13 protein-coding genes are annotated in these 15,491 nt (G+C 33.8%); 9 read left to right on the top strand and 4 right to left on the bottom strand.

The genetic code is table 11. The features are described from left to right. Positions 1-585 precede the first annotated feature (585 nt). From HQN62_RS10165 to HQN62_RS10150, 4 genes are all read left to right on the top strand, one after another. Positions 586-3,978, top strand: coding sequence for a PAS domain S-box protein (locus HQN62_RS10165; RefSeq protein WP_165818077.1), 3,393 nt, complete (start codon positions 586-588; stop codon positions 3,976-3,978). Positions 3,979-4,055: 77 nt separating this feature from the next. After that, on the top strand, positions 4,056-4,916 hold the full coding sequence (gene ypfJ / locus HQN62_RS10160) for a KPN_02809 family neutral zinc metallopeptidase (RefSeq protein ID WP_173504284.1): 861 nt from the start codon (positions 4,056-4,058) through the stop codon (positions 4,914-4,916). Positions 4,917-5,293: 377 nt separating this feature from the next. Beyond that, positions 5,294-6,583 (top strand): DEAD/DEAH box helicase, encoded by a 1,290-nt coding sequence (locus tag HQN62_RS10155; RefSeq protein WP_173504283.1) that lies wholly within the window; start codon positions 5,294-5,296, stop codon positions 6,581-6,583. A 462-nt stretch (positions 6,584-7,045) separates the two neighbouring features. Further along, entirely contained in the window at positions 7,046-8,155 is a 1,110-nt protein-coding gene (locus HQN62_RS10150) for a hypothetical protein (RefSeq protein WP_173504282.1), read from the top strand. 260 nt (positions 8,156-8,415) lie between these two features. Here HQN62_RS10150 and HQN62_RS10145 read toward each other — a convergent pair whose 3' ends face one another. The 4 genes from HQN62_RS10145 to HQN62_RS10130 all read right to left on the bottom strand — a co-directional run bounded on the left by HQN62_RS10145 (position 8,416) and on the right by HQN62_RS10130 (position 11,915). Continuing rightward, a complete protein-coding gene (locus HQN62_RS10145; protein ID WP_173504281.1) occupies positions 8,416-9,951 on the bottom strand; it encodes a YifB family Mg chelatase-like AAA ATPase in 1,536 nt (511 codons plus the stop codon). A 102-nt stretch (positions 9,952-10,053) separates the two neighbouring features. Then, a complete protein-coding gene (locus HQN62_RS10140) occupies positions 10,054-11,031 on the bottom strand; it encodes a Gfo/Idh/MocA family protein (RefSeq protein WP_173504280.1) in 978 nt (325 codons plus the stop codon). Positions 11,032-11,195: 164 nt separating this feature from the next. Then, a complete protein-coding gene (locus tag HQN62_RS10135; protein WP_173502860.1) occupies positions 11,196-11,339 on the bottom strand; it encodes a hypothetical protein in 144 nt (47 codons plus the stop codon). Between the two features lie 12 nt (positions 11,340-11,351). Continuing rightward, the gene (locus HQN62_RS10130; RefSeq protein ID WP_173504279.1) at positions 11,352-11,915 is read right to left on the bottom strand and encodes a CPBP family intramembrane glutamic endopeptidase; all 564 of its coding nucleotides are present in this window, start codon (positions 11,913-11,915) and stop codon (positions 11,352-11,354) included. 88 nt (positions 11,916-12,003) lie between these two features. Here HQN62_RS10130 and HQN62_RS10125 point away from each other — a divergent pair, with 88 nt between their 5' ends. The 5 genes from HQN62_RS10125 (at position 12,004) to HQN62_RS10105 (ending at position 15,490) form a co-directional block, all read left to right on the top strand. After that, a complete protein-coding gene (locus HQN62_RS10125; protein WP_173504278.1) occupies positions 12,004-12,624 on the top strand; it encodes a hypothetical protein in 621 nt (206 codons plus the stop codon). 131 nt (positions 12,625-12,755) lie between these two features. Then, positions 12,756-13,256: a GNAT family N-acetyltransferase gene (locus tag HQN62_RS10120; protein ID WP_173504277.1), complete on the top strand. Its 501-nt coding sequence runs from the start codon at positions 12,756-12,758 to the stop codon at positions 13,254-13,256. Further along, on the top strand, positions 13,253-13,684 hold the full coding sequence (locus HQN62_RS10115) for a hypothetical protein (protein WP_173504276.1): 432 nt from the start codon (positions 13,253-13,255) through the stop codon (positions 13,682-13,684). The genes HQN62_RS10120 and HQN62_RS10115 overlap by 4 nt, the downstream gene beginning before the upstream one ends. 309 nt (positions 13,685-13,993) lie before the next feature. After that, the gene (locus tag HQN62_RS10110) at positions 13,994-14,371 is read left to right on the top strand and encodes a PH domain-containing protein (protein ID WP_173504275.1); all 378 of its coding nucleotides are present in this window, start codon (positions 13,994-13,996) and stop codon (positions 14,369-14,371) included. Between the two features lie 102 nt (positions 14,372-14,473). Next, positions 14,474-15,490: a dipeptide epimerase gene (locus HQN62_RS10105; protein ID WP_173504274.1), complete on the top strand. Its 1,017-nt coding sequence runs from the start codon at positions 14,474-14,476 to the stop codon at positions 15,488-15,490. Position 15,491: the final 1 nt, after the last annotated feature.

The raw sequence follows: 15,491 nt of genomic DNA, 5'->3' as shown, positions 1-15,491 counted from the left end.
TCATTAAGTCTAGAGTCAACGCATATAATAATGACAAGCTTTAGAAATGTAACCCTGTTAGCAATACTAGTTATATTAATAATAGCACTATTGTATTCAAACACCAAAATAAACTCTATTTTAAAAAACATAGATAATCTTCCTGCAGAAGAAGCAGACAAAAGGGAATACCAACTTTATTTATTATTTCTGGGGTTAATAATTCCATTTTTAGAGATCTTCTTTGAATTATTTCATGTCAGACCCAAAAGTCTATTAATCAACAATTTTTCAATAGGCTGTTTTTTTCTGTTATTATTTTTAATAAGCGAAAAATCAAAATACTTGTATGATAGAATTAGAACTATTTATATTTTCCTATTTTATCTATATTCGCTGTTAATTGGATACAACATTATATTCCTACAGAATGATATTATTCCTACTTATGCATTTATAGTTTTATTTTTCTTTTCATATATTATAATCAAACCAATAAAAAAATATTGGGTATTTTCAGGCTTTGTCTTTATTTATTTGTTCTTAATTTTTGCTTTTGATTTAGTTCCTGTCAAAAGGGCTATTATACTAATCAATTATGGTATTATGGTATTTATCATAAACCATATAAGACACGTTTCAATAACAAAAATCCAAGAGAAATTTAATTTTACCAATGAAATTGTAAACAAAGGGAACTCGCTCACAATAGCCACTAACAAAAAAGGGGAAGTTACTTTTTGCAGTGATACCATTATTCCTATTTTAGGTTATACTCCTGGAGAGGTAATGGGAATGGGATTTTGGAAACTAACAGAAGATCCTGAATTTATTGGCATTGATTATCATACAAATTTTATAGACAATCGACTATACGTTAGAAAATTAAAATGCAAAAATGGTGAATATAAATTTATCCAATGGATTGACAAACAATTTTCGGAAGACTCCATTATCGGGATAGGCCAAGATATAACTAATGAAATAAAAATAAGAAACCAGTATGAAACATTAATTCAGACTGCTGTAGACATCATTTTTGAAGCAGATTACCAAGGAAACTTTACTTTCGTAAATGATTATGGTATAAAAACGTTGGGGTACTCCAAAGAAGAATTTCTCACTAAAGATTTCCAATCCATTATTCATAAAGACTATGTAACCAATACAATGAGTTTTTATAGAAACATTCAATATTACGAGGAGAATTATACTACCCTTGAGTTCCCAATCATCAAAAAAAATGGTGAAGCAATTTGGATATCGCAAAATGTTTTTGTTCGAAAAAATAGTTTTGGAGAAATATCAGGATATTCGGGTATTGCGAGAGATATTACATTATTTAAAAACTTAGACGAAGAAAAAAACAAAAGACAGGAAAAAATAGAAAAATACAGTAAAACACTGAAAGATTTAGCAGTCATTAACCACTCTAATGGTGATGATTTTAACCAAACAATTATTAATATCCTAAAAATTACATCTGTAGAATTGGAAGTAACTAGAGCAAGTTATTGGATATATGACACTGACAAAATAATATGCGATAAACTTTATATATCGAAAACAAACACAATAGAAAGCGGGCTTCGATTTTATAGAAATGAAAATTTAGATTATTTCGAAAAAATTGAAAATAAACTTCAAGTTGTTCAATCCGATATTATATCTTATGCTTTCAATAATGAGATAAAAAGTAATTATGTAAATACTAATAACGTATTTTCAACACTTGATACTCCTATTTTTATTGATGGAGAATTAAAAGGTATTCTTTCTTATGAATCCACAGAAAATATTAAAAACTGGGACAATGAGGATATTAATTTTGCCAAATCTATCTCTGATTTAATTGTAATCGCATTAACCTCTCAAATGCGCTTGGAAATAGGACAAAGACTTGCTTATAAAAGCGAATTGCTTTTAGTTATCAATAAAAACACAAATGAATTTTTATTACAAAAAAGCACCAGCAAACTAATTATGGGAATCATAAATGAGCTTGGAAAAGTGACTTTATCAGAACGCATTTCCTATTTTAAGAAAGATCCAAAAACTCATTTATTTGACCAAAAATGTATGTGGACAAATGAGCTACAAGATTTTGACACGGTACATCCTAAATTACAGAATCTTTCATTTTCTGAATTTGACAATAATATAAAAGATTTATCCCCTCAACAATTTTTTGAAAGTATTAAGGATAAAATTCAGAATGAAAACATAAAATCATTTTTAAAAAGTTTGAACCCAGATTCAATGCTATTATTTCCAGTTTTTATCAAAAATGAATTTGATGGTTTTTTTGTATTTGATGATTCAACCAAAGAACGTATTTGGAGCAGCGATGAAATTTCCATTTTACATTTATTGGTAAAAAACATATCCTCTTCAATAGAAAGAAACATAAATGAAGCCATTATTGAAGAGAGTGAAGAACGATTCCGATTACTTGCCAATAACATCCCAGGAACTGTTTTTCTATCTAATTATGATGAAAAATACACCAAAATTTATCTAAATGACGAAATAGAAAAATTGACAGGTTATCCGAAATCTGATTTCTTAGAAAATAAAATATACTTTGTAGACTTAATCCTTCCCGAAGATTTAGAAAACGTTTTATCGAAAAATAAGATTGCTTTAGAAGAAAAAAAGCCATTGCATGTTATCTATCGAATTATTCATAAAAATGGTTCCATAGTTTGGGTAGAAGAATTTGGGGATTCAATTGTAAAGAATGGTGAAATTGCTTTCATGGAAGGTATCTTAATTGATATTACCGAAAAGAAAAAAAATGAATCCATCGTCAAGGAGAAAGAATTGGCAGAAGCTGCAAATAAAGCCAAATCGGAATTTCTTGCAAATATGAGTCATGAAATACGAACTCCCTTAAACGGAATCATTGGCTATACTGATCTATTAATGAATTCTAAACTGGAAAATACTCAAAAACAGTACATGAACACCATTAACCAATCGGCTAATATTTTATTGGAAGTGGTAAATGACATTCTGGATTTTTCAAAAATTGAATCAGGAAAACTAGAACTCAATATAGAAAAATACTGTGTAGACGATATAATTCTTCAAATAAAAGAATTAATCAATTATCAAGCCCATTCCAAAAATCTGGAGATAAACTATATTATCGAGAAAAATGTGCCAAAATACATTTGGGTTGATTATATCCGTTTAAAACAAGTACTTATCAATCTATTAACCAACGCCGTCAAATTTACCCATAAAGGAAAAATTGACCTTACTATTTCAGCATTAGAAATTCAAAAAAGTCAAACCGTATTACGTTTTTCAGTAAAAGACACCGGAATCGGAATTCGAAAAAACAACCAGAAAATAATTTTTCAGGCCTTTTCACAGGAAGACAGTTCAACCACCAAAAAATTTGGGGGAACAGGATTGGGATTGACTATTTCCAATCAACTACTGGGATTAATGAATAGTAAACTACAGATTAACAGTCAATTCAATATAGGCAGTACCTTTTTCTTTGATATAAAGCTAAAAAGCAGCAATAAATCAAAACAAAAAAAAGTGGCAGATGCAGAAAAAAGTATCACAGAAAATCGTACATTAACCTTAGAAAATGAAGAGCCAAAAATATTGATTGTTGAAGATAACAAAATCAATATGCTTTTGACTAAAACATTAGTCAAACAGATTATTCCAAAATGTAAAATTTATGAATCTATTGATGGCGAAAAGGCTCTTGCAAAAGCATTGGAAGTCATTCCAGATATCGTTTTAATGGACATTCAAATGCCTTTAGTTAATGGTTATGAAGCCACTAAACAAATTCGAGAAATCGAAAAATTTAAAGACACCATTATTATCGCCCTTACTGCGGGAACCGTTATGGGCGAGAAAGAAAAATGTATAGAAGTAGGCATGAATGATTATGTCCCCAAACCAATTGTAAAGAAAACACTTGAAGATATTTTAGAAAAATGGTTAAAAGATAAAAGCAACGCATTATAAAATTGCCCTGATTCCAAAATCATAAGTTGATGGAGAATGGCAATACCTTATTCTTATAAAACTAATACTATCTAGATATGAAATGGATTGGCAGAAGACAAAGCGATAATGTAGAAGACCGCAGAGGCATGTCCTCTGGAGGTAAAACCGTTATTGGCGGAGGAATAATCGGAATTATTATTTTACTTGTAAATGTTTTTGGCGGTGAAAATGCTCAAATGATAACACCCATTTTAGAGCAATTCAACCAACAGCAAACCACACAAACCGAAAGTAGAACTTTGACCGACGCCGAAAAGACAGAAGGCGAATTTGTCAAAACGCTAATGGCGGATAATGAAGATGTTTGGACTCAAATATTTGAAGAAAACAACTTGACATTCGAAGCCCCAAAACTTATTCTTTTTAGTGGCCAGGTTGAAACAGCTTGCGGAGGAGCCAGTTCGGCTTCCGGTCCTTTTTATTGTCCCGGAGACAGAACCATTTATATGGATATGTCTTTTTTTGAAGAACTTAGAACTAAGTTCGGAGCTAAAGGAGGGGATTTTGCAGTCGCATACGTAATCGCACACGAATTTGGACACCACATACAAACCTTATTGGGAACTTCCGGGAAAGTGCATCAATTACAACAAAACAAAAGCGAAAAAGAAGGCAATAAACTTTCTGTTGCTTTAGAATTGCAAGCTGACTTTTATGCAGGTCTTTGGACACATTATAACGAAAATAAAAATGCCATGCTCGAAGAGGGCGACATTGAGGAAGCATTGAGCGCCGCAAATGCTGTTGGCGATGATGCAATCCAGAAAAAAATGCAAGGTCAAGTAATTCCTGATTCCTTTACCCACGGTACCTCCGACCAACGAATGTATTGGTTCAAAAGAGGTTTTGTGTCAGGAGATTTCAAAAAAGGAGATACTTTTTCAGAAATGAATTAAAAGAGATTCAATTTCAATGGCAATAGCAATGACAATATAAATTCAATAGACTGAGTGCAATTATTGTTTTCTTTTTGATGATGATAAAAAAATAAAATATCTCGCCTAGCCCCGATTGCAGTAGAAATCCTTTTGTGCCGGGGTTCGGCACAAAAGATTGAAACGAAAAGCGGGACAACTGTTGATGAAACATCAAATGTTTCTGCTCCAAATAACATTAATCAAACTACAAGTTCCAACAACTTACAACAACATCCCATCTATCTCAAATTAAACAAGTAAAGCAATAAAAGGCAGATCAAATAAATTAGCAGTACCTTTGCGCCAAATTAAAGGAGTAAACTAAATATATAGTGTTTACTCCATAAACACTTTTTATGTCATTCAACTCATTAGGCTTATCTGATGCTTTATTAAAAGCCATCAGCAAAAAAGGGTACACAAACCCTTCCCCAATACAACAAAAAGCAATTCCACCAATTTTAGAAGGTAAAGACGTTTTAGCATCTGCACAGACAGGAACAGGAAAAACAGCAGGCTTTACACTTCCAATATTACAATTATTATCACAAGGAAAACACTTAAGCCACAGACCCATTCGTGCCTTAATATTAACCCCAACACGAGAACTAGCTGCACAAATATTGGCTAATATAAAAGAATACAGTGAATTTTTAGATTTACGCAGCACCGTAATTTTTGGCGGTGTAAACCAAAATCCACAGGTTAGTCAATTGCGTCAGGGTGTGGATATTTTAGTCGCTACTCCTGGTAGATTAATCGATTTGCAAAATCAAGGTTTAATTTCGCTTTCAAAAGTTGAAATTTTGGTTTTGGATGAAGCAGACCGCATGCTGGATATGGGCTTTTTACGAGACATTGAGCGCGTTATGAAAGTATTGCCTCCAAAAAGACAAAACTTGTTATTTTCGGCAACCTTCTCCAAAGACATTAAAAAACTGGCAATGGGTATCTTGCACAAACCTGTTCAGGTTGAAGCCACTCCCGAAAACACAACTGTTGATGCTATTATTCAAAAAATATATCCTGTAGCCAAAGAGAAAAAAACAGAATTGATAATTAAACTTATTACAGAGGGCAACTGGAAACAGATTTTAGTGTTTACACGCACCAAACAGGGCGCCAACAAGCTGACTGAAAGTATGATTAGTTCTGGTATAAAAGCAGCAGCCATTCATGGTAATAAAGGTCAAGGGGCACGAACCAAAGCCTTAGCCGGTTTCAAAAACGGAAGCCTAACCGCTTTGGTCGCTACAGATATTGCCGCTAGAGGTTTGGATATTCCGTTGTTACCACATGTTATCAACTTTGAATTGCCGAATATTCCAGAAGATTACGTTCACCGAATAGGTAGAACAGGAAGAGCCGGAGCGAGTGGCGAAGCTATTTCTTTATTTAGTCCTGACGAAACTGTTTTTTTACGCGATATAGAAAAATTGGTTGGCCTGAAATTGCCCAAAGAAAACATTAAAGGTTTTGAACCAGATCCTAACGCATCAACCGAGCCTATCAAACAAGGCCAAGGGAGACAGCAACGCAATTCAACTCCCAAAAAACCAAAAACGGATACTCCAAATAGAAGCGTAAATAATAGTTTTGGTCCAAGACGTCCAAGTCAAAATAATGACAGGCGTTCTAATAGATAAATTATCTAAAACGGGAGTTATTTTTTAGGAGCAGAATATTTTCGTTTCTTTTGAAGTTAACTCCCGCTATCCACTACAAACGAAGTTCACTGAACTCCAATGAAAATGAATACTAAGTGAAGTAATCTTATGGGGGCAAAATGCCTGCCCCCACAAGGATTTTCGTTTCTATCGGGGCTAAAATACACGGTTCTTAGTTCTTTAAAATTTTCTAAAATCTGTAATGGTCTACCCCAACCACCCATCGCGATCCAAACTTCTATATTGAATCGCTTCTGCAATATGGGATGAACCAACCACATCTACTCCTTCACCAATAACACAAGAAAACAATTTCAACTAATACCCAGCATCATTTATTTGTAAAAAAAATACCTTACTCTTATACTTTTTTGTCTTATTCTGTCATTTTTAATTATATTTGTAAGTTATATTTGATAAATAATATTTTAATTAAAAACTATGAAGAGATTTACAAGATTATTATTATTTAGCTGTCTATTGGGTTTATTTAGTTGCGAAACGGATAATCCATCAATAGATACTCAGCAGATAGCTCAGGACAATAAAATTATTGAAGCCAAAAAATGGTTTGATGATTATAAAACGAAAGTCTATATTGACCCAATGTTTAAAGATGTTAATTATCATTGGGAAGTAGCTTCAAAAGTAATACAAGAGGATGGTACTGAGTTAATAAAACTACCTATCACCGAAAATACTGAAAACAAAAATTATAAAGGCGAAAAAATGCTATATTTATACCAATCGAATCAAGGGTATAATGCTGTAGTACACGAGTTATTTCCTGACCAAAAAAAAATCACCAAAGAGGATGTATTTGCTAATTTAGATACTTTTAATGGTTATGCAATTAATTGGGATTTAAATAAAGGGTTTATTAATGGTTCAAAATTTATTGACGGTAAATTTGTCGGAGCAATAAAAATTAGAGTTATTTCAAATGGAGGTAGTAAAGAACACAGTACTACTGGCAAAGAAGCCCCAATACCGTTAGATGAAGTTATTGTAAGTAGTGGGTCAGCATCAAATTCTCTTTCTATAAGTAGAGATTTCAGCATAAGTTCCTCATTTGGTCCAAGTGGTGGTGGTTCAGGTGGAGGAAGTAGTGTAGCCCCAGCAGGTGGAGGTGGTAGAACTACAACTTTAAGTAAAGCTGAACAAGATTTTGTAAATAGTTTAAATTCAACTAGTGCGAATATATATGAAATTATATATGCTTTACAACAAAATCAAATGATTGCAACGGCAAGTTTCAACCTATTGCCTTGGACTGGTATTAAAATGGTTATTGTTCAAAATACTGGGACAAAATATACTATTCAAAATGTTACAACAAACTCTTGGGGACTAACTGCTGGTTATACTTGGAGTCAAAGTACTTATATTCAAAATACTGTAGGTGTTACTACAACTTTAACGGTTATAGGTACATTGTCTTATAATACGGGGATTCAAAGTATTGGTAATGTATATTCAAAAGATGTTACATTTGTAGTACAGATAAATAATACAAATGGTAAAATTATTTCAGGAGTAAGACAAAATTAAATAATAATTTATGGAAAAGATATTTAATGAATTCGAGTGGCCGTTATTTTTCTGGCAAATTATAATAATTACAGCCTATGTGTTTGTACTGTATTTATTGTATTTGATGTTTAAATTTTTTAAAAAAAAGGCTAGATAAAAAGAAACAAATTTTAGTAATAAATTTGCGACCTCTAAGAGTTTAAAAGCTTTTAGAGGTTTTTTACCCGATAGCGCAGATTTGCAATCCGTTCCCATTCCAGTTTAAATAGCAATAGATATTACCCCAACCACCCATCACGATCCAAACTTCTATATTGAATAGCTTCGGCAATATGTCCTGAGCCAACCACTTCTGCTCCTTCCAAATCGGCTATGGTTCTGGAGACTTTCAGGATTCTGTCAAAAGCACGGGCCGAAAGATTCAATCTTTCCATGGCAGTTTTCAATAATTGTAGTGAAGCATCATCAAGTGCGCAATGCTCGCGTATTTGTTTCGAACCCATTTGGGCATTGTAATGTATATAATCCATTTCTTCGAATCTCTTAGACTGAATCTCACGTGCAGCAGTAACGCGTTTTCTTATTTCTACGCTACTTTCCCCGTTTCTTTTTTCGGTTAATTTATCAAAAGGAACAGGTGTCACTTCTATATGAATATCAATTCTATCCAATAAGGGACCGGAAATTTTACTCAAATAGCGGGTCATTTCATGAGGCGATGAAGTATTGGGAGAATCTGGGTCATTGAAAAATCCGCTCGGACTCGGGTTCATACTTGCCACCAACATAAATGACGAGGGATACGTTATTGTAAATTTCGCCCTCGAAATGGTTACTTCCCTATCTTCCAATGGTTGTCGCATTACCTCCAGCACTTCACGTTTAAATTCGGGCAATTCATCCAAGAACAAAACCCCATTGTGTGCCAACGAAATTTCGCCGGGTTGCGGATAACTACCCCCGCCCACAAGTGCTACACTCGAAGCCGTATGATGAGGGCTCCGAAACGGACGCTGATTCATTAATCCCACATCTTTTACTTTTCCGGCGACACTGTGAATTTTTGTAGTTTCCAAAGCTTCTTTCAAAGTCATTGGAGGCAAAATACTCGGCAATCGTTTGGCAATCATCGTCTTTCCGGAACCAGGAGGACCTATTAAAATAATATTATGTCCACCGGCAGCCGCAATTTCCATACAGCGTTTAATGGATTCTTGTCCGCGTACTTCGGAAAAATCAAATTCTGGGAAATCTAAGGTTTTATAAAATTCATCCCGTGTATTAATAACCGTAGGCTCAAGTGTTCCTTTTCCTTCAAAAAAATCAATGACTTCCAATACATTTTCCACACCATAAACGTCAAGACCGGCAACAATAGCCGCTTCTTTTACGTTTTGTTTGGGCAGAAAAAAACCTTTAAAACCTTCTTCTTTGGCTTTAATGGCAATGGGAAGTCCTCCTTTTATAGGCTGTAAACTTCCGTCAAGCGAAAGTTCTCCCATAATGAGATATTTGTCTACCTCATCTGATTTGATTTGTCCTGATGCGGCAAGAATCCCTATGGCAAGGGTCAAATCATAGGCAGAACCTTCCTTCCGTAAATCGGCGGGAGCCATATTAATGGTTATTTTTTTAACCGGAAGATTATACCCATTATTTTTCAAAGCAGCAGCAATGCGGTAACTGCTTTCTTTTATGGCATTATCCGGTAAACCTACCAAGTGGTAGCCTACGCCTTTATCAATATTAACTTCAACAGTAATCGTGGTGGCTTCTACTCCAAAAACGGCACTTCCGTAAACTTTGATTAACATATAAAATAGTTTTGTTTAAATGTAAATACTATTTTACTTCAAACCAAAAATATTTAATCAAATTCTTACTTATACACATTTTTATGCTTCGTAACACTTAAATCAAGAATACATCAACCCTATTTGTTTCCTCACTTCATCTACAATTGTAATGAGTTCTAAACTATTTTGATGCGACCAAAATTCACTTTCTATTTTATTTGTCCTAATGCAGAAATGACATTCCTCTATTTCGTAGGTATAGCCTTTGCCAAGTGTTGGTCTTTTGAATTTTTCTTTATGTCCGTCTTGAATCAAAGTATAGGATTCCGTCATATACCAAGGTGAGTTAAGATTAATTCGGCCATGTGTACCACTTATCGAAGCTTTTAAATTAGAAGTTGATAAAAAACTGGAATGTAATATTGCTTGCGCTGTTTCATATTGCAAAATGATGGACGTTTGCAAGTCGGCACCAGTGGAATGAAAATTGGATTTAGCTACAATCTCCTTAGGAATTCCCAACATCAAATAAGCCAAAAACAATGGATAAACACCAACATCCATCAATGAACCACCTCCGAGTTTTATATCGGTCATTCGGTTGCCTTCCAGATTTTCGGCAGCAAAGGCAAAATCAGCATTAAGGTATTTCACATCACCAATTACTCCGTTTTGAACGTGATGCAGCGCTTCCCGAACCGAAGGATTGAAACGAGTCCAGAACGCCTCCATGAAAAATTTGTTATGCTTTTTGGCCGTTGTTATCATTTGCAAAGCATCTTGATAATGCAAAGCTATTGGCTTTTCGCACAGCACATGCTTGTTGTTTTGCAACGCCTTGATGGTTAGCTCAGCGTGGGAATCGTGTGGTGTGGCAATATAAAGAATATCGACATTTTCGTCTTTAAAAAGTTCATCATACGAACCGTAAGCTTTTGAACATTGGAAATTATTGGCAAATTCTTGGGCTTTGTCAAGATTCCTAGAAGCTACTCCACAAAGTTCAGCCGATTCCACCAATTGTAATTCCCTGGCAAAATGATTGGCAATCTTTCCCAAACCTACGATTCCCCATTTTATTTTTATATTATTTCCCATTGAAACTTTTTTTTGAACACAGTAAATATAATTGTTTTGAAGAAAAAATAAACTGCATTTGATATGGTTACCATAAAAATTAACCGCAAAGTTCACAAAGAATTACTCAAAGTTCACAAAGCTTAGTGTTCCTACAGATTCATTTGTGGACTTTGTGGTTAAACTTAAGGTTTGTCTCTACCGATGAGTCTTTCTTTTCCGAGTAAAAAGTTTACGGCTCTCAAAACATTCTTATCAATGGATTCATTCCTATTATTTGAATTTTGGCTGATTATTTTAATCGCTGCTGAAAATTTATTTACTAACATACAATCCATCATTTAAAAAATAAACCGTTCCAATGTCGCAATTATGTTTCCTGTAACGTGCATAGTAATTGGTGTGTAAATTGATTTTGTGTAATGTCTGGCATAGCCAAATAATGAAGCATCGGTTAGAGCCTGAACAATGCCAATGTTGGATGTCAATGTATTTTGATAGGCGAAATTATGAAGTAAAACAAAGAAACAGGCCTGTATTAAAATAGCAAGATGCATATTAACTTTTTTGGAAAGTTTACTCAAAAGCAAACCTCTGAAAATAAGTTCCTCTGATATTGGCGCCAGAATTACAGCACCAACAATTCTTATTATCGAAGAAAAGAATGGATGATTCCATTTATCTATTTCTAAAATTCCCGATTTATTAAGAAAAAATTCTATCAGTAGAATAAAGCTCAGAAATCCAAAAGTCCAAAAGAAAAAATGAGTCATTGAACTTGGTTTTTGTAAACCTAAATCTGCTGCTCGGTCAATTTTTCCTCTTTTGGTGGCAACAAACAAACCGCCCAAAATCATCACAAAAGGAACTACTCTAATTAACGCTAATTTTATTTCTTCATTCATCTTGTTAGTTTTCTGTTAGCGAATTTTATGGTAAACGAAAATACGAATTTAAAATCCATAACTTAGTATCTAATTAAACTTTACGATTATGAGAGTTTTATTTTTTATTATTCTACTCTTAACAATACAATCATGCGCTACAAAAAAGGATACTAAGAAACGACTGCTTCCAGAAGGAATAAAATCAGCAACCGAAGAAATATATCTAGTTGTAAATAATCAGAAAAAGCTTTGGCATAAAAAACATATGATCTTTACTAGAAATGGCCGAATCAAAAACTCCAAAACTGTTGATTCATTAGGTAATCTACTACAAGAAACCAAAAAGAAATTATGGTTTGTAGTGGAATCGTATCCAGATAAAGAACCTTATTACTGTAAAACACGTTGGAAACCTAAACAACGAGAACGCATCAGCTGTTATACTAGAAAACAATACAAACAAAATGAAGCTATTTATCATTATAATACAAATGGAACTATTGATAAAATAGTAGATAATTTTACACCTTTCCACACACAGTCTTTTTATTATAGCAACAAGGAACTCTCTGAAATTATAATCAAGGACAAAACTGATAAACTTATTGATGAAGTTTTAATAAACTGTGAAACCAGAGATGAAAAAGGCACTTGTTTAAAAGAGACTAGAGTTTCAACTAAAACAAACAATAAAGAAGAAATACTTTTCTCTCCAACTTATTATTGATCTACAGTATTTTTTTTAAGTATCCTGAAGATTTCACATTGACTTTTGATTGCGAGAATGTTCAATAACTTTCTTTTTAAATTCGTATTTTCGTTTAGCAGAAAATATATAAAGATCTAGTTACATACAAAATGAGTCTACCTCCATACGCCATTTTCCCAATTATCTCTGGCGACAAAATTTCGCTGAGAGAAATTACAACTACAGATATTGAAGACCTTATTGAAATTTCGTTTTATGATGCTATTCAGGCAACAACCTTTCAAGAAGCGAATGAGATGCAAGATAAAATAAACAAAGACTATCTTGAAGGGAATTCTATTCATTGGGGTATTGCAGACAATTCAACAAATAAAATTATCGGGACTTGTGGTTACTATCGTGGACTTGACCAAGAAACGGGGGAACTTGGTTGCGTTTTATTACCGCAATACCGTGGGCAAGGTTTTATGACTTCGGCTATGTTATTAGCCATAGACTTTGGAATAAATACTATCGGGTTCAAACGAATTTATGCCATAACAACTAAACAAAACGAGAAAGCAATAAAACTTATAGAGAACCTTAACTTTAGAAAAATTGCAGATTTGGACGATGACGAAATTGAATACGAATTAAGACAAAACATATGAAAAAACAATTCCCTATTACAATTTTTATTTTTCTAGGAATAATTTTAGCTTTAATATCATTTATCAGTCATAAAGACCAAGTAATTAATATTTATGACACTTATTATATAATAAGTTCTTCTGACTTTGGAATTGTTTTATTGTTACTGTTTTTAATTCCTGCCATTTTATCATTTACTTTCCAAAAATTCGTTTCGAAAAAATTACTTTGGATTCAACTACTGTTTTTTGCATTACCCATAATTTACTTCATGACATATGATATAGTTACCCAGCACTATTCTCCTGGATATTATTTTGCACATCCCTTTGTTTCCGAATTACAAGCCGTTTATTTACCAATAGGGTTTCTTACCATTTTTTTAATTAGCATCCTTCTGTTAATTTTTAATTCGATATATTCAGTAGTGAAATTCATTAAAAATTAGGTTGTCTCTTTGATGATGCCTCAAAGATTATCTTTAATAATATCTCACTTGTCTCTTCAATACTAAGATCTTGTGTGCTCGCGTAAGGGATAGAAATAAGCTACCAAAGTAGCATGGATAGCCCGACCCTTCGGAACAAAGGGGCTGTATAAGCGGCACTATAAATAAGCCCCTTTGTTTCGCAGGGTTACGCCCAAACGAGCTTTTACGAACTGACGCCTTAAAACCCATTTATGATTTTATGGCAAATTGCAAGGCTAAAACAAGTAAATTCTTTAAATTTGATTTAAATAATTATAAAAAAATACCATGGGACTATTTAATGCCATTTTGGGCAATGCATCGGAAGTAAATCTTGAAAATCTTTCGAAGGAATTTGAACCTTTATTGATAGAGGGCGAAAGAATCGAAAAAGGATACAAGGTGATTAAAGATATGTTTGTTTTTACGAATAAAAGACTGATTTTGGTCGAAAAACAATTGGTAGGCAGTAAGGTGGATTATCTTTCGATTCCGTATTCATCCATTAAAAAATTCTCGAAAGAAAGTGCCGGAATTCTGGACATGGATGCCGAATTGAAAATTTGGCTAGCTGGTGAAGATGCTCCTATTTCTAAACAATTTGGTAAAGGCGGGAATAACATCAATGAAGTGTATCAAATCCTGAGTCAACATATTTTGAAATAATTTTAAGACAAGAAAATAGATAAAAGAATAAAGATTTTTGTCTTGACTCTTTCTTCTTTCATCTTGTTTCTTTAATCTCAACTCTTTTAAAACCTACCTCCTATGAAAATAATCATTCGCACTTTTAAGCTAAACTTAAAGCACACTTTCACGATTTCGCGAGAGTCGCACGATATACAGCCTACACTGATTGTGGAATTGCAAAGTGAGGGATTTTCGGGTTTTGGCGAGGCTACTTCAAATCCGTATTATAATATTACCGTGGATAGTATGAGGGCTCATTTGGAAGCTATTATTCCGTTTATAGAATCACATAATGACGAAACTCCTGAGGAATTCTGGGATAGTGCTTCGGCTTTATTAAAGAATGATATGTTTGCGTTGTGCGCTTTGGATATGGCTTACAATGATTTGTATGCCAAGAAAAAAGGCAAAAAACTATATGAACTTTGGGGGAATTCTCCTTTGCACAATCCTAAAACCGATTATACGATTGGGATTGACAAATTGGATAAAATGGTGATGAAGCTAAAAGAAATGCCCTGGCCAATCTATAAAATCAAACTAGGAACCAAAGACGACATTGCCATTGTTACCGAATTGCGCAGACATACCGATGCGCGTTTCCGGATCGATGCCAATTGTGGTTGGACGGTTACTGAAACCATTAATAATGCAATTGCCTTGAAAAAACTGGGAGTAGAATTCTTGGAACAACCTATGAAAGCTGACCAATGGGCAGCGCATAAAGAGGTTTTCAAGCACTCTGTCTTGCCAATTATTGCCGATGAAAGTTGTATTGCAGAGGAAGATGTTGCCAAATGTCACAACCATTTTCACGGGGTGAACATAAAGCTAGTAAAATGTGGTGGTCTCACACCCGCCCGAAGAATGATTGCTGAAGCCAAACACTATGGCATGAAAACAATGGTGGGTTGTATGACGGAATCCACGGTCGGTATTTCGGCTATTGCTCATTTATTACCCGAGTTGGATTATGTGGATATGGATGGCGCTTTGTTATTATCTGAAGATATTGCCACCGGCGTTACGATTACAGACGGAATTATTCATTATGCCGATTCGAATGGAATAGGTGCTTCTTTAATAAACAGATAAC

Source organism: Flavobacterium sp. M31R6 (assembly GCF_013284035.1).
GTDB lineage: Bacteria > Bacteroidota > Bacteroidia > Flavobacteriales > Flavobacteriaceae > Flavobacterium.
Note: the sequence above shows the minus strand (reverse complement) of the source record. Positions and strands in the feature narration are given on the sequence as shown.